Consider the following 16842-nt stretch of genomic DNA (forward strand, 5'->3'; position numbering starts at 1 on the left):
TCCGGCCGATCACGCGAGCCACGTCCGACCGGTCACGCGAGCCGCGCTCACTCGGTGAAGATGACGCCGATCGGTTCGCGCTTCTCCTCCTGGAAGCGGTCCTCGGCGCGCCCGAGCGCCCAGTAGGCCGACAGTGACATCTCGGACTTCTCGAGTCCCCAGTCGTCCTGCAGCAGCCGACGGATCGCCTTCATCGCGGTCCGCTCGCCGTGCGCGAAGACCTGGACGGGCCGGGAGGCGCGCTCCAGTGCCCGGGTCGTCTCCAGCAGGAGCGTGCCCGGCTCGGCGCCGGTGGCGTCGCGGTGCAGCCACCGCAGGTCGACCCCCGCCGGGTGGGCGATCGGCTGTTCGTCGGCGGCGCCGGCCACCTCGACCAGGGCGACGCCCGTGGCGGAGTCGGGCAGTGCCTCCAGGGCGGAGGAGATCGCGGGCAGGGCGCTGTCGTCGCCGAGCAGCACGTGCGTGACGGCGGGATCGGTCGACGGCGTGTAGCCGCCGCCGGGGCCGGAGAGCGCGAGGAGGTCGCCGGGCTGCGCGGCGGATGCCCACGGGCCGGCGAGGCCCTCGTCGCCGTGCACGACGAAGTCGACGGCGATGGTCTTCGCGGTGTGGTCGACGGCGCGCACCGTGTACGTGCGTCGGGCGGGCCGGTCGTCCTTCGGCAGGGTGTCGCGGAGTGCCTCGAGGTCGTACGGGGGCGTCAGGCCGAGCGACGGCTTCGCGAGCAGGAGCTTCACGTACTTGTCCGTGGCCTGCAGCCGCTCGTGGTCGGCTGCGGCGACGAAGTCGTCGAAGGCGGGACCGCCGAGGTGCACCCGGACCATGTGGGGGGAGAGGTGCTCCGTGTGGTGGACGACGAAGACGTGCTGGGGGCGTTTGGGTTTCGAGCTCATCGGGGGCGAGCTTCCTCTCTCGACTTCTGGACCCGCTGTGCTTGACGGATCGGTCACTAAGGTTAGCCTTACCTCATGGACACGACGGTCATCCCGTTCTCCGAGCTGCTGCGGAAGCGGACGCGGCGCTCGCACGGCTCCTCGGCGGGGACCGGCTTCATGCACGACCTGCTCGCCGGCGAGTGCGACGTCGCCGACTACGCGGCCCTGCTCGGACAGTACTCGTTCGTGTACGACGCCCTCGAGCGCGCCGCCGAGCGGATGGCCGACCACCCCGTCGCCGCCCCGTTCGTGACCTCGCAGCTCACCCGGATGCCGGCGATCCGCGCCGACCTCGAGTACCTCGTCGGGCCGGACTGGTCGGAGCTCGTCTGCCCGTTGCCGGCGACGACGGCGTACGTGCGACGCCTCAACGAGGTCGCCGCCACGTGGCCCGGCGGGTTCGTCGCGCACCACTACACGCGGTACCTCGGCGACCTGTCCGGCGGGCAGGCGATCGGCCGACTGGTCGGTGAGCAGTTCGGTTTCGAGACGAACGGCATCCTCTTCTACATCTTCGACCAGGTCGCCGACCCGAGCGCCTTCCGCGACACCTACCGTGCGCAGCTCGACGCCGCACCGTGGTCGGCCGAGGAGCAGGAGCGGGTCATCGCCGAGGTGGACCTCGCGTACGAGCTCAACAGCGGCCTGCTCGAGGGTCTCGACGCCCGGCGTGGCGGCAGCGGGACGTCGGCGGTGACCGCGTGACGACGCCGTTCGACGACGAGGCCCGACGTGCCGTCCTCCGGCACATGAACGGCGACCACGGCGGCGACAACCTCGTCATCGTCCGGGCGAACGGTGCCGCGACCGCGGTGGCGGCGACCATGACCGAGATCGACGCGATCGCCGGGGTGTGGATCGCCCAGCTCGACGACGGCGGCGAGGAGCAGGTCATCGTGCCGTGGACCGCGCCGCTGACCGATCGTCGGTCGGACCGCGTGCGGATCGTCGAGGCGCACGCTGCTGCCCAGGCGCGTCTGGCCGACCGGAGCTGACGCGAGCGCGCTCGGGTGTGCCGCGCGCCCCGCGCCTGGGGAAGCGCGGTTGCGCCGTCCGTCAGTGGCGCATCCGGCGGGTGAGCCTCTTGATCGGGCCGGTCCCCGGCGCCCGCTCGGCCGGCTCGACGACCTCTTGCTGGTAGGCCTCCGCCAGGTCCACCATCAGCGCCCGTCGCTCCGCCCGTGCGTACGCCCGCCGCTCCCGCGTGAAGGCGATGACCGTCGACCAGCACATCAGCACCATCACGACGCTGAACGGCAGCGCCGTCGTGATCGCCGCCGTCTTCAGCGCGTTCAGGCCGCCGGCGAGCAGCAGTGCGACCGCGACGAGCGCCGTGACCCCGGCGAAGAACACCCGGATCCAGTTCTTCGGCTCGAGCTGGCCGCCCGTCGCGATCATGCCCATCACCAGCGCGCCGGAGTCCGCCGAGGTCACGAAGAACACCCCGATGAGGATGATCGCCCCGACGACGAGCACCGACCCGGCCGGCATGCCCCCGAGCAGCTGGAAGAGGACCTGTTCGACCGCGACGCCGCCGTCCGCCCCGATGAGGTCGCCGTGACCGTGCAGCTGGTCGTACAGCGCCGTGCCGCCCATGATCGCGAACCAGAGGAAGGTGAGGAGCGTCGGCACGAAGAGGACGCCGAGCACGAACTGCCGCACGGTGCGTCCGCGTGAGATCCGTGCGATGAAGATGCCGACGAACGGTGCCCACGACATCCACCAGCCCCAGTAGAAGGTCGTCCACGCGCCCTGCCACTCCTGCCCGGCCCGGCCGGCGAACGCGCTCGTGTCGAAGGCGAGCCCGACGAAGCCCTGCACGTACTGCCCGATCGACTGCACGAACTCGCCGAGCAGGAACTGCGTCGGCCCGACGAAGAGCACGAACACCAGCAGCACCGCGGCGAGCGCGAGGTTGATGTTCGACAGGATCTTCATGCCCTTGCCGACGCCGCTCAGCAGCGAGCCGATCGCGATGAGGGTGACGACGATGATGAGCCCGATCTGCAGGCCTCGGGTGTTGTCCGCGATGCCGGTGTACTCGAGGCCGGACCCGATCTGCAGGACGCCGAGCCCGAGCGAGGTGGCGACGCCGAACAGCGTGCCGATCAGGGCGAGGACGTCGATGAGGTTGCCCCACCCGCCGACCACCCGCTTGCCGAGGAGCGGTTCGAGCGCCCACCGGATCGACACCGGACGGGAGCGCCGGTGGATCGCGTAGGCGAGCGCGAGCCCGACCACGACGTAGATCGCCCAGGCGTGCAGGCCCCAGTGCAGGAACGTCTGGGTCAGTGCCTGCTGCGCGAGCTCGTCGTCGTCGCCGGTGACCCCGGGCCGCGGTGACGCGAAGTGGCTGAGCGGTTCGGCGACACCGTAGAAGACGAGCCCGATGCCCATGCCGGCCGCGAACAGCAGCGCGAGCCAGGACGTCGTCGAGAACTCCGGCCGTTCGTCGTCCTGCCCGAGCACGATGTCGCCGAACCGGCTGAACCCGATCCACACGGCGAAGACGACGAAGGCGGCGGCGACGATGACGTAGTACCAGCCGAAGTCGCGGACGATCGCTCCCTGCACGGTGGCGAAGGCGTCCTCTGTGGCGCGCGGGGCGATGAGCGCGACCGCCACGAACGCCAGGACCAGGCCGGCCGCCGGCCAGAACACCCAGCGCTCCACCGGCGGCTGCCGGTCTGGTGCCGCGCTGCGGTTCGACGTGGGCACAGCTGGTTCAGCCGTCTCGCTCATGCGGTCCCTCCACCCGGGCGCTGCGCACCCCTGGCTGGAGTGTACGAACGTGCACCGAAGTCCGCCCGGGTGCGATGGGAACCCGGGTGGGACGGGAACCCGGGCGACGGTGACCCGGGGGCGATGACGCCGGAGGGCGGTCCGTCCGGACGGTTGTCGTCACCCGTCTCGGCGGGCCGATACGCTGCTGGGGACCGGGACGAGCCTCCCGGACGACCCGGAAAGGACCTCATGACGATCGACGGTCACACGCGCCACGGACGCGCGCGGGACGACGTCAGCGGAGCGGTCGACAGCGACCTGCGCTCGGACGTCCGGTACCTCGGCAACCTGCTCGGGCGGGTGCTGCGAGAGACCGGCGGCGAGGACCTGCTGCACGACGTGGAGAGCCTCCGTGCCGCGGTCATCGACGCGTTCGAGGGCGGCGAGGCCGAGGGCGCCGCCCGCGCCGAGGCGATCGTGGCGGCAATGTCGGCCGAGCGCGCCGAGGCCGTCGCGCAGGCGTTCACGACGTACTTCCACCTGACGAACCTCGCCGAGGAGCACCACCGCGTGCGCGTGCTGCGGTTCCGCGGCGACGACGGCGGTGTCGCGGGCGACTCGTTCCCGGCGACCTACGCCTCGCTCGTCGAGCAGGTCGGCGAGGACGAAGCCGCCGCCCGACTCCGTGAGCTGCGGTTCCACCCGGTCCTCACCGCGCACCCGACCGAGGCCCGCCGTCGCGCGGTGACCACGGCGGTGCGTCGCATCACCGACCTCATCGACGAGCGCGACCGGACGACGAACACCACCGCCCGTGCCGAGAACGAGCGCCGGCTGCTCGAGGAGATCACCACCCTCCTCCGCACCTCGCCGCTCCGTACGACCCGGCCGACCCCGCTCGACGAGGTCCGCACGGCGATGAGCGTGTTCGACCAGACGCTGTTCGAGATCGTGCCGCAGGTCTACCGCCTGCTCGACGACCGGCTGCTCGGTGACGACGCCGGACGCGCCTCGGTCACGGCCCCCGCGTTCGTGCGCTTCGGCACCTGGATCGGTGGCGACCGCGACGGCAACCCGCACGTGACCGCCGACGTCACCCGGCAGGCCGCCGAGATCGCGGCGGAGCACATCCTGCTCGGGCTCTCCCGCGCGGCGACCCGGATCGGCAGCACCCTGACGCTCGACGCGAGCGAGACCCCGGCGGACGCCGGCCTCACCGCGCTCGTCGCCACGCAGGAGGCCCTCGACGCCGGCATCGCCGAGCGCATCGGCGTCCGTGCGCCGAACGAGACGCACCGACGTGCGCTGATGTTCGTCGCAGCCCGCATCGACGCGACCCGCACCGGAGCCACGAGCACCGGCACCGCCAGCGCCGGCACCGCCAGCGCCGACGCCGCAAGCGCCGACACCGCAAGGGATGGCCGGTCCGCACTCGCGTACGGCAACCCCGAAGAACTCCTGACGGACCTCCGCACCATCCAGACCTCGCTCGTCGCGGCCGGTGCCACGCGTCCCGCCAACGGCGAGCTGCAGAACCTCATCTGGCAGGTCGAGACCTTCGGGTTCCACCTCGCCGAGCTCGAGGTCCGGCAGCACTCGCAGGTGCACCGGAACGCCCTCGCGGAGATCCGCGCCGGCGGTGCCCGCAGCGAGATGACGGAAGAGGTCCTGTCGGTCTTCCGGACCATCGCCGCGCTGCAGGCCCGCTACGGCGTGCGCTCGGCCAGCCGGTACATCGTCTCGTTCACCCAGTCCGCCGCCGACCTGGCGAACGTCCACGAGCTCGCCGTCGCCGCCCTCGGATCCGTCGAGGCCGCGCCGGTGCTCGACGTCATCCCGCTGTTCGAGACCTTCGCCGACCTGCACGCCAGCGTCGACATCCTCGACGAGGCCGTCCGCACCGAGCCCTTCCAGCGCCGTCTCGCCGCGACCGGCCGTCGGCTCGAGGTCATGCTCGGCTACTCGGACTCGTCGAAGGACGTCGGCCCGGTGTCGGCGAACCTCGCGCTGTACGACGCGCAGGCGCGCATCGCCGACTGGGCGAAGGCGCACGACGTCGAGCTCACCCTGTTTCACGGGCGTGGCGGCTCGCTCGGCCGTGGCGGGGGACCGGCGAACGAAGCCGTCCTCGCGCAGCCCCGGGGCTCGATCGACGGACGCCTCAAGCTCACCGAGCAGGGCGAGGTCATCTTCGCCCAGTACGGCGACAAGGACATCGCCGCGCGCCACCTCGAGCAGATGGCCTCGGCCACGCTGTTCGCCTCGTCGCCCTCGAACGAGGAGCGCACGGCCGTCGCCGCAGCCCGGTTCGCCGACCTCGCGCAGCAGCTCGACGACGAGTCCCGTCAGGCGTTCTACGACCTCGTGAAGGCCGACGGCTTCGCGCCGTGGTTCGCCCGGGTCACCCCGATGGAGGAGATCGGTCTCCTCCCGCTCGGTTCCCGCCCGGCACGTCGTGGTCTCTCCGTGGAGTCCCTCGAGGACCTCCGAGCGATCCCGTGGGTGTTCTCCTGGACCCAGGCGCGCATCAACCTCGCCGGCTGGTACGGCCTCGGCTCGGCCCTCGAGGCCGTGGGCGACGTGGAGCTCCTCCGCACCGCGTACGCCGAGTGGCCGCTCTTCGGCGCGATGATCAAGAACGTCGAGATGTCGCTCGCGAAGACCGACGAGCACATCGCCCGTCGCTACCTCGAGCTCGCCGACCGTGACGACCTCGCCGCGAAGGTGCTCGACGAGATGCTCCGCACCCGCGACTGGGTCCTGCGGGTCTCCGGCGGCAGCGACGTGCTCGAGGACCGGCCGGTCCTCGCCCGCGCGGTCCGTCTCCGCAGCCCGTACGTCGACGCGTTGTCGCACCTGCAGCTGCGCGCGCTCCGCGCGATCCGCACGTCGGGCAGCACGGACCCGGCGGACGGCGACCACCGTCTGCTGCTCCTCACCGTCAACGGGATCGCGGCCGGCCTGCAGAACACGGGCTGATCCATCGGGACCGTCCAGGGCCGTCGACCGGCCCACGGTCCCTCTGACCGGAGGCGCGGTGCGGGCCCGCACCGCGCCTCCAGTCCGTCCGCGGTCGCGTTCGCGACCTTGTCGAATCGATTCGGGCGGGCGTAGCGTTGCGGACGTGACGACGGAGCGCACCAGGAACTCGACGACCGCGGGCATGCTGCCCCCGATCGTGCCGCTCGCGCTCATCGTCGGGGTCTCCCCGTTCGCGACGGACATGTACATCCCGGCGCTGCCGGCGATCGCCCGCGACCTCGGCACCGCACCGAGCGTCGTCCAGCTGTCGTTGACCGCCTTCCTCGTCGCGTTCGCCGTCGGGCAGCTCCTGGCCGGCCCGGTCAGCGACGGCATCGGACGTCGGCCGCTCATGCTCGTCGGCACCGCCGTGTTCGCGCTGGCGTCGGTCGGGTGCGCCCTCGCACCGGACGTCGTGACGCTCATCGTGGCCCGGGTGTTCCAGGGCCTCGCCGGTGCCGCCGGGGCGGTCGCCGGGCGCGCGATGGTGTCCGACGTGATCACCGGCCCACGGATGGCCAAGGTGTTCGGCACGCTCGCCGCCATCAACGCGATCGGACCGGTCGTCGCGCCGCTGGCCGGGGGAGCGGTGCTGACGATCGGCACGTGGCGTCTCATGTTCGTGGTGCTCGCCGTGCTCGGCGCCGTGTTCTTCGCGGCCGTCGTGGTGCGGTTCCACGAGACCCTGCCCCGGGAGCGCCGCGGCGGGGTCGGCTTCGGGGCGAACTGGGGCCGCATCCGGCAGCTCATGGCGATCGGGCGGTTCCGCGCGTACGTGCTCACCGGCGTGCTCTCGACGATCGGGTTCTTCGCCTACATCGCCACCAGCTCGTTCGTGTTCCAGTCCGAGTTCGGGTTCTCCGAGGGGATGTACACGATCGTGTTCGCCACGAACGCCTCGATGATGATCGTCACGACGCTCGTGTTCCGGCGGGTGGTCGGACGGTTCTCCGAGGACGCGCTGCTCTCGTTCGGCCTCACCGTCGGGACCCTCGGCGCGGTCGGGGTGCTCGGTTCCGCGCTCCTCGGACTCGGTGCCGTGCCGGTCTGGTGCTCGCTCGCCGTCGTCACCGCCGCGTGGGGCTTCGTGCTGCCGGCAGCCATGACCCGGACGCAGCACGTCGGCGCTGCGCACCCGGGGACGGCCGCGGCGCTGCAGGGCGGTCTGACCTTCGGGCTCGGCGGCCTGGGCACCCCGTTGGCGGGTGCGCTCGGTGGCACGGCGACGGCGATGGGGTCGGTGATGGCGGTGCTCATGGCGGCCGCGGTCGTGGTGCAGCTCGTCGCGACGCGGCGGGGTGGGACACGCTCCTGACCCGGACCCGGTAGGTTGCTTGGTGCACCCGCACCGACCCCAGGAGGCACCGACATGGACATCGTCGTACACGAGGCGGACCCCGACGCCGCGGTGCTGGAGTGCAGCGGCCGGCTCAACATGGTCTCCGCACCCACCTTCCGCGAGACCGTGGCCCAGATCGTCAACGGTGGCCGTCCCCGCGTCGTCGTCGAGCTCTCGCGCGTCGAGTTCATGGACTCGTCCGGGCTCGGCGCACTCGTCGGTTGCCTGAAGACCGCCCGGCAGGCCGGCGGCGACCTGCGCATCGCAGCACCGTCGGACCAGGTCGAGATGGTGCTCAAGCTCTCCAACATGGACAAGATCCTCCGCACGTACCCGGACGGGGACGCCGCGGTCACCGACTGGGGATGAGCACCGCGGTGAGCGGGCACAGCATCGACCTGGCGTGTCCGCCGGACGACGTCACGGCGGTGCACACGTTCCTCGCGTCCGTGTGGGCGACCGAGCCGTCCCTGTCCGACGAGGACCGGATGGCGCTCGAACTCGCGCTCGTCGAACTCGCCTCGAACGTCATCGAGCACGCCGCGCGTCCGTCCGGGGTCGCGTGCTCGCTCCGGATCGACGTCGGGCAGGACGCCGTCGAGGCACACCTGACGGACGACGGGGTCCCGGTGCCGGTCGACCCCTCGGCCGCACGGCTGCCCGACGCCCTCGCTGAGAGCGGGCGCGGGCTGGCGCTCGTGCAGATGGTCGTGGACGACCTCCGCTACGAGCGGGTCGACGACCACAACCGGTGGACGGTGCGGCGAGGACGGCGGTAGTCCTCCGGGTCATCGGCGTCGTCCGGGTCGTCCTGGTCATCGGTCGTCCAGGTCATCGGTCGTCCGGGTCATCCGGGTCATCCGGGTCATCTGGGTCGTCCTGGTCATCCGCATCCCGCAGTGACCGAGCCGTTACCCGCAAGGCAACCGGTGCGAGGCCGGGGTTTCCGTACCACCGTGTGACGATCCAGTCGATGAACGTCGAGCCCGACCCCAGGATCCGCTTCGAGACGTCCGGGGTCGACCTCGAGGCGGCGATCCACATGTACCAGGACGCCTACGAGGGCGCCGGGTTCCGCGCGAGCGCGACCGAACGCCCCTTCAGCTACCGGTTCCGCGTCGTCGGCGACGACACGATGTCCTTCCGGTCCACGCGCTTCGACGCCCGCATGGAGGGCGAGGTCGAGACCCGCGACGAGTACGTCGTGATGTGGCTCGCCGACGGCGGTGGGACGGTGGACGTCGGCCGGGACGAGGTCCCCATCGCCCCCGGCACCCCCGTGATGTTCCCGACCGGGCGCCCCTTCGCCTTCGACCTGCACGACGTGCGGCAGAGCCTGGTGCAGTTCGAACGGACGTACCTCGAGGGCATCGCGGCCGAAGAGCACGGCTCCGCTCCCGCGCCCCTCGTGTTCGACCACACGCAGGCGCCGCGGCCGGACGACCTCCGCCGGTGGAACGCCCAGGTGCAGCGGGCCGCGACGACGGTGCTCGGGAACGCCCCGGTGTCACCGCTCGTGCTCGCTGAGGCCGCCCAGGAGACCGCCCGTGCGCTGCTCCGGACGTTCCCGCACACCGTCCTCGGACCGGACGTCACGCTGCCGCAGGGGGCGACGGGCCGGGTCCGTGAGGCCGTCGAGTACATGCACGCCTACGCGCACACCGCGATCTCGACCACCGACGTCGCCGAGCGCGTGGGGTTGAGCATCCGGGGGCTCCAGCAGGCGTTCCAGCGGCAGGTCGGTTCGGCTCCGAACGCGATGCTGCGTGGCATCCGGCTCGACCGCGTGCACGAGGAACTCCAGCGGGCGGCGCCGGGGCAGCTCACCGTCGCCGCGGTGGCGGTGCGTTGGGGCTTCGCGCACCTCGGGCGGTTCTCGGGCGCGTACGCGATGCGGTTCGGCGAGTACCCGCGGGACACGCTGCAGCGCTGATGTCGACGGACTCACTACCTGTCGCCAACTCGGCTCACGAGTCTCGGCGACACCGCCCATTTCTCTCGATCTGACCGAACATCTTGTCGTGGTTTCGACGGCTCGACGGCGGTCTCGGGAGCCGATGGGCTACCGCCCGTCGTCGGCGTCGAAGTCCGTTGCGTCGGTTGCAGCCAGTTGTCGTGAGGGCGCGAGGTTGCTCGTCGTAGGCGCAATCCCTCGGGTGGACCAGGAACATCAAGATCTCAACTACTGACGTTGATGGCCAGCGATGAGTGCACGCACTCGCTGCCACCGACGCCGTTCGATCCAGCTGGCGACTGCGATGAAGACGCTGACCGCCAGGAAGCCGAGCAAAAGGATCCCTGACGTGAGGTTCACGCCGACGAAGGCGACTCCGAACCCGATGAGCGTCGGCCAGATGTTCCGCGCCGATGCTTGCTGCCGACGTGTGAGGAGGTCGACGAGTTCCTCCGAGGATGGAGTGGGCGGCGTCTTCCCGCGCATTTGAGACCGGAGGGCCCGCCGTTGATCGCGATCGAGGAGTGAGATGGGGGTTTGTTCGCCGCTAGCGAGGAAGGGCTCCAAGCCGTCGTGCCGACGTGCCCACAGCCACCCGAACAGCGCGACGGTGAACCCAGCACCGCTGACGATTGCCTTCCACGGCGACGGCTCGAGCGCGGCCAGGGTCGTGCCGAGCGCGAAGAAGACGAGGGTCAGTCCGGTCAGTGCGGCCTGCACTGACGCACGGACAACGATCGGCCCTCGTTCTACAAGTACCCTGGCCTGCTGCGTGGCAGCGACCCAATGCACATTGGATTGCCCCTCGGGGAGGAGAGATTCTCTCGGGTCGCTCACGCGTCGAGCGTACGACCCAGTGGGCGCATCAAATCGACTTTCTCAGAGCAGAGGCGGTACCGCGCAACCCACACTGGCGGCGCCGGCCGGGCGCGAGTTCGTTCGGCGCGAGCCGACGTCGGCAGTGCCGGCGCGAACAAGGAATCGGCGTTGCTGATTACCGCAAAGTCACTGAGGAACCATCGTGTCCGGTGACTGTCCGGCAGTACGGTCCGGGAACAGCCTGACTCGAGGCTGCGAGAAGCCGACCCGAAGGTGACTCCATGGACAACTACGACAAGCGACGGCGTCGCGACTCCGCGTTCAAGAAACAGTTCAGCGCTTCTTCCTGGCCGACCAGGCCGACCCAGGCAGCGCCGCTGTCCGAGTTCTGCCCGAACCGCGACGCTCCCGCCGCTGCGTGCCTCGGTGCGCAAGAAGCGACGTCGGCGGAATCGAGCCGGGGACGGTCTGGCACCAGCACCCCGATCGCACAGCTCCACGGCGCGGCGGAGGCGAGTGCCAAGCGCGCGCACGTCGCTGGCGGCTCGATAGTGAACGGCGGACCCGGGCAAGTCGGTGCTGAGCCAGTCCTGGTCAAGATCGGGATGGCGAGCATGGTGCTGTCCCTTGCTGGCTGGGGAGTCCGGATCGGCTGCGAAGTCGCGCGCACGATCGGCCCGCAATCCATGACGGCCGTGAGGTTGGGCAATCGTGACGTCCGCGACCCAGAGCTCGACGAGCGCGGCGGGTCCAAGAGGCAGGCCGCCTGGGTGCTTACGACGTCCCGGCCTACCGTTGCCGAACCGGCCTCAGAGGAGCAGGCGGCAGACACCATCATCATGCCCATCGTCGGCGATTGTGTGCACTACTGCCGCGGTTCCGGGTATCTCGTCGGGCTGGAGGGTGTCGTCGTCGCGTCTGACGACGGGCAAGCTCTCCCGCCAGGGCTGCGGTTCGTGCAGTTCGAGGGTGAGGAGTGGCCAACAGTCGTCGCGGTGGCAGGTCTGGACCGGATCTAGCTGGCCTTCGTCGCCAGCCGGCTCGCAGCGCTGTTCTGCGTGCTTTGCAGATCGGTGCCGTCTGCGGACCGGGTGCGTGCTTCCGCCTGTCGCCGGTGGAGCTCTGCAGACCAGCCGTCCTGCGCGTCTCGATTCCCGATCGTCAAACGGGCAACGCAGCGCCCCGGAACGAACGACGGCGGCTCGTGCCGGAGATGTCAGCCATCAGCCCCGCAGGAGCTCGAGGACGCCAAGTACGGCGAGAACGACGCCGGCGATGCACCCGAGGATCCCGACCAGCGTCACCGACTGCGCGTACACGCGAACTTTCCCCTCCGCACGGAAGCGGTCGATGGCTGATGCTGCCAGCAGTGTCGCTGCCAGCGCCACGGGGACCGTGGCGATCCATGTGAGGCCGAGACTCAACCCGGCTGCGGTGACGTCGGCGGAACGAGCGTGGAGGAGGCCCCGGCCACGCTCAGCGCCGACGTCGTACGCACCATCAATCGGGGCGGTGTGGACGTAGGTAAGGACGCACGCGAGCATCTGTGCGGCCAGGAGGACAAGAGCGAGGGTCGGCAGGATCCACGCCAACGTCACGCGGCTGCGCAGGACCGGTGTCTCCGTTTGCTCCACGGGCAGAGCCTAGGCGCCGTGATCAGCGCAGTCGTCCGATCACCGATCGGCTACTGCGACACTTGGCTGGGGGATCCAGGGTTTCGTCGACGGAGCAATGGTGAGCATCCAGGAAGATTCGAGCTGCAGCGCCCAGATCAGCCCAGCAGCCCTCCGGGGCAAGGGGTGGGGAACGGTCCGCGGGCGCCATCCGGACACCTTGGGACGACCGTGACAGCATTCAGCAGGCTTAGGCTGCAGGAGTGCGTGCAGCCGACATCCCTCTCATCCTCGGCCTTGTCATGGTCGTTGGTGGGCTGGCATGTGTGCCCGCGGTCGTCAAGCGGGCCCGAACCCGCCCCGCGCCGAGCCCTAATCAACGCCTGACCATCGTCGGACTCGCAGTGTTAGCAATGGTGATGGGCGCCGCTATCCTGCAGCTCTCTCGGTGAAGGCTCGGCTACCGGGACAACCAAGCACTCGCAGAAGAAGGCTTCCTCGAGTATCGTCCCGCCCATGTCCGATCCATCAGCAGACCAGCGGCGATGGCGAGTACGCGCGTTGTTCGTCGGCATCGCGGCTCTTGCCCTAGGTCTCGTCGCCCTAGTGACCCAAACACTAGCCCTCGTGATAGTTGGCGTTGTCATGATCTTGGGCGGAGCGTTGATGGTGATCGGATCGGTTCTGGGACTCGTTCGAGGAGCGAAGCCGATGCGCTGAGGGGTCGGTCACCGACCGCCTTACAAGAGGCCGGCGGACGCGGTCAGGGAACCCGTCGCCGTCTCGCTTGACGATCCCCTACTGAGACCGCCTGAGCAGCCGCAAGTAGATCGTCACGCGCCATCCAGCCGAAGCTGCCAGGACGAACATCAGAACGGCAAGCCAAGTCGAACCGGTCGGCGACAGGATTTCGGCGAACCCGACGACTAAGCAGGCGATGCCCGCGACGAGTGCAGCAACCAGCGCGATGCGAGTACTTCGTCCGGCTCGTCGCTGCGTGTCGCTCATAACCACGAGCTAACTCGCTCACGCCCGTTGAGGGATGGGCTACCGGACAGCCGCGGAGGGACGAGGCGAGGTGGGGGAGAGCGCGATCTCGGCGCCTACACCGTCGAACCAGCACATCTAATCCGTGATCGGGGCGGCCGACGCCTCGAACTTCCCACTGGCAGCGACGATGTCGAGTGCGTGAGTGAGTACCTGAAGATCCTCGATCGTTTCAACGTCGGTCACCTTGCCCCACTTCAGTGTCATGAACTGGAAGACCGTATTGCTGTAGACCTCGCCGCCGGGGAGTGGGCCGCGAACGCCCGAGCGCACCGCTATGCGCGTGCGCCATGGGCCGCCATGCACGATCACCTCGTGGATGGTGAACTGGGCTCCCGGAAGCAGATCACCCAGCCTCTCCCACCACCGGACCATCGCGTCCCGAGACGTTCGCCGTCCACCGAGAGCGTGCTCGCCGTGGAAGTGATAAATAAAAGGGTCGCCCAGCCCGTTTACCATCTCCATATAGTCGCCGGCGTTGATTTGGTCGAAGACCGACCGAACCTTCGCTTCAACTATGCGCGAGTAAATCACGGTGCCCTCCCCCTGCAGTTCGGAGCCCGGTTCGGGCAGCCCTACCATCCGATGCTCGCCAGCCCGCCGTCACACCCTGCATCCTCATGCGATCAGTCTGCCTCACGGGTCAGAGCAGAACCGCTACTCCCGTCCGGTAAACGATCGGCTACCGGACGGTTCGCAGTCCGCTGACGCAGTGCGAACTGTGACGGTGCGAGCATTCCACCGCACCTCGGGTTCTGGCATTGTCGAGCCGTGCGCCCGTCGACGATCCTCCTCGCCGCCATCACAGTCGTCTTCGGCGCCGCGACGATCGTCCTCGCGGTCTTGATCGGCACCGACGAGGGACGGGCCCTGTCCACCGAGCTCCGTCTCGGCATTCTCATCACGTTCGGGTTCGGCGTCGCCTGCGTCACCACCGAGGTCAACCACCGCCGGCGGGCGCGCTTACAGCAGAAGGCCGAGACCCATCCCGGCACCGTGTTCGTCACCGCACACGCGACAGAATCGACGGCCGCCGACCTCACGGCCTGGTGCCCCAGACTGCGCGTCTGGTTCCCGTGCGACCTCGGCTTCGACCGGACGGGCATCACGAGCTGGTCGACGCGCAACGACGGGCAGGGAACACCGATCGCCCTCCGTTCAGAGGTACTCGGCTTCGACGTGTTCAGGGAGCCCACGCCGCGCGGTGTCGCATATCGATGGGGGATCGTGGTCCGCCTCGCACCCAGGACGTTGGGTCCCGGAGCGGTCCACCTGTGGGTGGCCGACGACCAGCCGGCGCAGGACGAGTACGCGATGCGCCGGACGATCAGCCGGATCGAGTCCGCGCTCGGCATGGGCCGCTGACCAAGCCCGTGCGGTACCGGCGACTCCGAGCCATGGGGTCTACCGCTAGAGGCGGTCAGCCCGTCCGAAAACGGATCGGCTGTCGAGGCATCTCGCGTTGCTTCCGGTCCTGGGGAGCTCCTCGTCGTCGCTAGGCTCCAACGGATGTCTCCCAACCCGTTCGGCGAGGTTCCGGCCCTGCCCGTCGCTTTTGCTGTCGGTGTCGTCGTCTTCGTCGTCCAGTTGGTTCTCCTCCTTCGGGGAAGGCGTCTCAGCTGGCCCCGCGCTGCCGTCGGGCGCGTTGGCGCTTGGTGTCGTCGTCAGCAAGATGCGGCAAGTAGTCCCCGCTTCCCGTCCGGTGCCGTCGGAGCTCGCGGCTGATCGTTGACGGGTGCCGGCCCAGACGGACGCTGATCTGGCGGATCGAGAGTCCCAGTCGGTGGAGGTCGGCGATCTGGAGTCGTTCCCGCAGCTCGAGGTAGCGTCCGACCGCTGCCGTTGCGGTCGGTGTGAGCGATGGGATGCGGTAGCCGGCTCGTTGTCGTATCCGGGTGCCGGAGCGTCGGGTCCTGCGAAGCAGTTTGCAGGCGTCGGTATTGCTCATGCCCTGACGCATCAGCTGCCAGTACTCGTCCTCAACGTCACGGACCTTCCGGCCTCGCCGCGTCGTCGTCAGGGCGAGGTCAGCAACCCGCGCCGACGCTGCCAGCGCCTTCCGCAGCGCCGCCGTGGCAGCGCTGTGGTCAGGGCGGATCCGGCTCTGCCGTTCCCGTTCGAGCAGGTCAGCACGCTTGACGCTCAGCCGACGCGTGACGGCGACAGACGCGACGGAGCTTCCCTCCCGGAGCTCGTCGAATCGAAGCCGCAGGAGCCGGTAGCCGGTCGCGCGGCCCAGCCCGGATTCCACCGCGGCACCTTCGACGGATGCGCCCGCGTGGAACGCCGACCAGAACCGGTCCTCGACGCTCCGCTCGACACGCAGATGGTGTCGATTGGTGAGGTTCAGGCGTGCTTCCCAGGAGGCCACACGACTGCTGCTCACACCGATGATCTCCAGCGCCGCCGCAGGGTCGGAACCGGAACGGCGGAGCTGCAGATACCGCTCGCGCAGGAACCGATACCCGGTCTCCTTACTGAGACCGGCGATTCGGCGGAGGGTTTGAGACCTCGTCCCTCCCGGATCAGGGCGAGGAACCGGACAGCTTGTGGTGACGACAGGGACAGGTGCACGCGGAACACCTCGGAGGAAGGTGTTGCGTCGATCAATTGAATCCGGGGCACGTCATGCGGACGCGTCCCACGAGTTGACCGACGTTCGCGTTGAGTGGCGGACCGACGCGCCCCAAGCTCGTGATAGCCGGCGACAATTTCGACGAAAAGGAGACAAGTTGCGTGCGCGGCGACAGCTGACGCCGCGGCGCACCGTGCAAGCGCCCCGCTACGCTTCGATCGTGCGCAGACCTCGACCGTGGGTGATCGTCCCCGGGATCTGGAACTCCGGCCCCGACCACTGGCAGTCCCGTTGGCAGGCCGAGCGGGAAACCGCGGGCACCGACCAGGTCGTCCGGATCGGCCCGGCGTCGTGGAGCGACCCGGACCCCGCGGACTGGAGCGCGGCGATCTCCCGCGCGGTGGCCTCCTGCGACGAACCCCCGGTGCTCGTCGCGCACAGCCTCGGGGTCCTGGCGGTCGCCAGCTGGCTCCGGGAGGCTGCGCACCCGTCAGTCGAGGGTGAAACCACCGTTGGGCCGTCGGCCGCCGGCGCCTTCCTCGTCGCCCCACCGGACCCCGCCGGGCCCGGGTTCCCGGCGGCTGCCGCGGGCTTCGCCGCACCGGACACCCGCACGAGCCTCCCCACACGGATGGTCGTCAGCGACGACGACCCGTACTGCTCGGCGGACCGCGCGATCGGGTTCGCCCGGACGCTCGGATCGAGCGTCCTGCGCGTCGGTGCGCTCGGGCACGTCAACGTCGACAGCGGCGTCGGAGCGTGGGCCGCGGGACGGGCGCTGCTCGAGGAGTTCGAGCGCGGGCTCTGACCGGGGC

The 16842-nt window shown here is 69.8% G+C and carries 16 protein-coding genes; 10 read left to right on the plus strand and 6 right to left on the minus strand.

All coding sequences use genetic code 11. The features are described 5' to 3' along the window. Window positions 1-47: 47 nt before the first annotated feature. Window positions 48-893: a siderophore-interacting protein gene (locus tag DEJ28_RS08185; protein ID WP_111117342.1), complete on the minus strand. Its 846-nt coding sequence runs from the start codon at window positions 891-893 to the stop codon at window positions 48-50. A 75-nt stretch (window positions 894-968) separates the two neighbouring features. Between DEJ28_RS08185 and DEJ28_RS08190 the strand changes: the two genes are divergently transcribed. Further along, window positions 969-1640: a biliverdin-producing heme oxygenase gene (locus tag DEJ28_RS08190; protein ID WP_111117341.1), complete on the plus strand. Its 672-nt coding sequence runs from the start codon at window positions 969-971 to the stop codon at window positions 1638-1640. Continuing rightward, window positions 1637-1930, plus strand: a complete 294-nt coding sequence (locus tag DEJ28_RS08195) for a DUF2470 domain-containing protein (RefSeq protein ID WP_258368283.1) — start codon at window positions 1637-1639, stop codon at window positions 1928-1930. Before DEJ28_RS08190 ends, DEJ28_RS08195 begins: the two co-directional genes overlap by 4 nt. 61 nt (window positions 1931-1991) lie before the next feature. Here DEJ28_RS08195 and DEJ28_RS08200 read toward each other — a convergent pair whose 3' ends face one another. Continuing rightward, window positions 1992-3677, minus strand: a complete 1686-nt coding sequence (locus tag DEJ28_RS08200) for a BCCT family transporter (protein ID WP_111117340.1) — start codon at window positions 3675-3677, stop codon at window positions 1992-1994. Window positions 3678-3908: 231 nt separating this feature from the next. Between DEJ28_RS08200 and DEJ28_RS08205 the strand changes: the two genes are divergently transcribed. The 5 genes from DEJ28_RS08205 to DEJ28_RS08225 all read left to right on the plus strand — a co-directional run bounded on the left by DEJ28_RS08205 (window position 3909) and on the right by DEJ28_RS08225 (window position 9952). Further along, complete coding sequence (locus DEJ28_RS08205) at window positions 3909-6638, plus strand: phosphoenolpyruvate carboxylase (RefSeq protein WP_111117339.1); 2730 nt, start codon at window positions 3909-3911, stop codon at window positions 6636-6638. 145 nt (window positions 6639-6783) lie between these two features. Continuing rightward, window positions 6784-7995, plus strand: coding sequence for a multidrug effflux MFS transporter (locus DEJ28_RS08210; RefSeq protein ID WP_258368282.1), 1212 nt, complete (start codon window positions 6784-6786; stop codon window positions 7993-7995). Between the two features lie 54 nt (window positions 7996-8049). Then, window positions 8050-8388 carry an STAS domain-containing protein gene (locus DEJ28_RS08215; protein ID WP_111117338.1) on the plus strand — a complete coding sequence of 113 codons (339 nt, stop codon included), beginning with the start codon at window positions 8050-8052 and terminating at the stop codon, window positions 8386-8388. Then, complete coding sequence (locus tag DEJ28_RS08220; protein ID WP_111117337.1) at window positions 8385-8798, plus strand: ATP-binding protein; 414 nt, start codon at window positions 8385-8387, stop codon at window positions 8796-8798. The genes DEJ28_RS08215 and DEJ28_RS08220 overlap by 4 nt, the downstream gene beginning before the upstream one ends. Window positions 8799-8992: 194 nt before the next feature. Next, window positions 8993-9952, plus strand: coding sequence for an AraC family transcriptional regulator (locus DEJ28_RS08225; RefSeq protein WP_146248943.1), 960 nt, complete (start codon window positions 8993-8995; stop codon window positions 9950-9952). Window positions 9953-10201: 249 nt separating this feature from the next. On the opposite strand, the gene DEJ28_RS08230 is transcribed toward DEJ28_RS08225, so the two are convergent. After that, window positions 10202-10810: a cytochrome d ubiquinol oxidase subunit II gene (locus DEJ28_RS08230; RefSeq protein WP_146248942.1), complete on the minus strand. Its 609-nt coding sequence runs from the start codon at window positions 10808-10810 to the stop codon at window positions 10202-10204. A gap of 263 nt (window positions 10811-11073) precedes the next feature. Here DEJ28_RS08230 and DEJ28_RS08235 point away from each other — a divergent pair, with 263 nt between their 5' ends. Continuing rightward, entirely contained in the window at window positions 11074-11811 is a 738-nt protein-coding gene (locus DEJ28_RS08235; protein ID WP_111117334.1) for a hypothetical protein, read from the plus strand. Window positions 11812-12015: 204 nt separating this feature from the next. Here DEJ28_RS08235 and DEJ28_RS08240 read toward each other — a convergent pair whose 3' ends face one another. Together DEJ28_RS08240 and DEJ28_RS08245 are read right to left on the minus strand one after the other, a co-directional pair. Further along, entirely contained in the window at window positions 12016-12426 is a 411-nt protein-coding gene (locus DEJ28_RS08240; protein WP_111117333.1) for a hypothetical protein, read from the minus strand. Window positions 12427-13530: 1104 nt separating this feature from the next. Further along, complete coding sequence (locus DEJ28_RS08245) at window positions 13531-13986, minus strand: nuclear transport factor 2 family protein (protein WP_258368281.1); 456 nt, start codon at window positions 13984-13986, stop codon at window positions 13531-13533. A 237-nt stretch (window positions 13987-14223) separates the two neighbouring features. Between DEJ28_RS08245 and DEJ28_RS08250 the strand changes: the two genes are divergently transcribed. Then, window positions 14224-14817, plus strand: a complete 594-nt coding sequence (locus DEJ28_RS08250) for a hypothetical protein (RefSeq protein ID WP_111117332.1) — start codon at window positions 14224-14226, stop codon at window positions 14815-14817. 250 nt (window positions 14818-15067) lie between these two features. On the opposite strand, the gene DEJ28_RS08255 is transcribed toward DEJ28_RS08250, so the two are convergent. Beyond that, complete coding sequence (locus tag DEJ28_RS08255; protein WP_284180778.1) at window positions 15068-15823, minus strand: helix-turn-helix domain-containing protein; 756 nt, start codon at window positions 15821-15823, stop codon at window positions 15068-15070. Window positions 15824-16247: 424 nt separating this feature from the next. On the opposite strand from DEJ28_RS08255, the gene DEJ28_RS08260 reads away from it, so the two are divergent. Then, complete coding sequence (locus DEJ28_RS08260; RefSeq protein ID WP_111117358.1) at window positions 16248-16835, plus strand: RBBP9/YdeN family alpha/beta hydrolase; 588 nt, start codon at window positions 16248-16250, stop codon at window positions 16833-16835. Window positions 16836-16842: the final 7 nt, after the last annotated feature.

It is taken from the genome of Curtobacterium sp. MCPF17_002, assembly GCF_003234115.2.
GTDB lineage: Bacteria > Actinomycetota > Actinomycetes > Actinomycetales > Microbacteriaceae > Curtobacterium.

Excerpts from the sequence above, each read along its gene's own strand:
- DEJ28_RS08215 (WP_111117338.1), top strand. The coding sequence starts at position 8,050 with ATGGACATCGTCGTACACGAGGCGGACCCCGACGCCGCGGTGCTGGAG.
- DEJ28_RS08225 (WP_146248943.1), top strand. The coding sequence starts at position 8,993 with ATGAACGTCGAGCCCGACCCCAGGATCCGCTTCGAGACGTCCGGGGTC.
- DEJ28_RS08220 (WP_111117337.1), top strand. The coding sequence starts at position 8,385 with ATGAGCACCGCGGTGAGCGGGCACAGCATCGACCTGGCGTGTCCGCCG.
- DEJ28_RS08200 (WP_111117340.1), bottom strand. The coding sequence starts at position 3,677 with ATGAGCGAGACGGCTGAACCAGCTGTGCCCACGTCGAACCGCAGCGCG.
- DEJ28_RS08190 (WP_111117341.1), top strand. The coding sequence starts at position 969 with ATGGACACGACGGTCATCCCGTTCTCCGAGCTGCTGCGGAAGCGGACG.
- DEJ28_RS08235 (WP_111117334.1), top strand. The coding sequence starts at position 11,074 with ATGGACAACTACGACAAGCGACGGCGTCGCGACTCCGCGTTCAAGAAA.
- DEJ28_RS08205 (WP_111117339.1), top strand. The coding sequence starts at position 3,909 with ATGACGATCGACGGTCACACGCGCCACGGACGCGCGCGGGACGACGTC.
- DEJ28_RS08185 (WP_111117342.1), bottom strand. The coding sequence starts at position 893 with ATGAGCTCGAAACCCAAACGCCCCCAGCACGTCTTCGTCGTCCACCAC.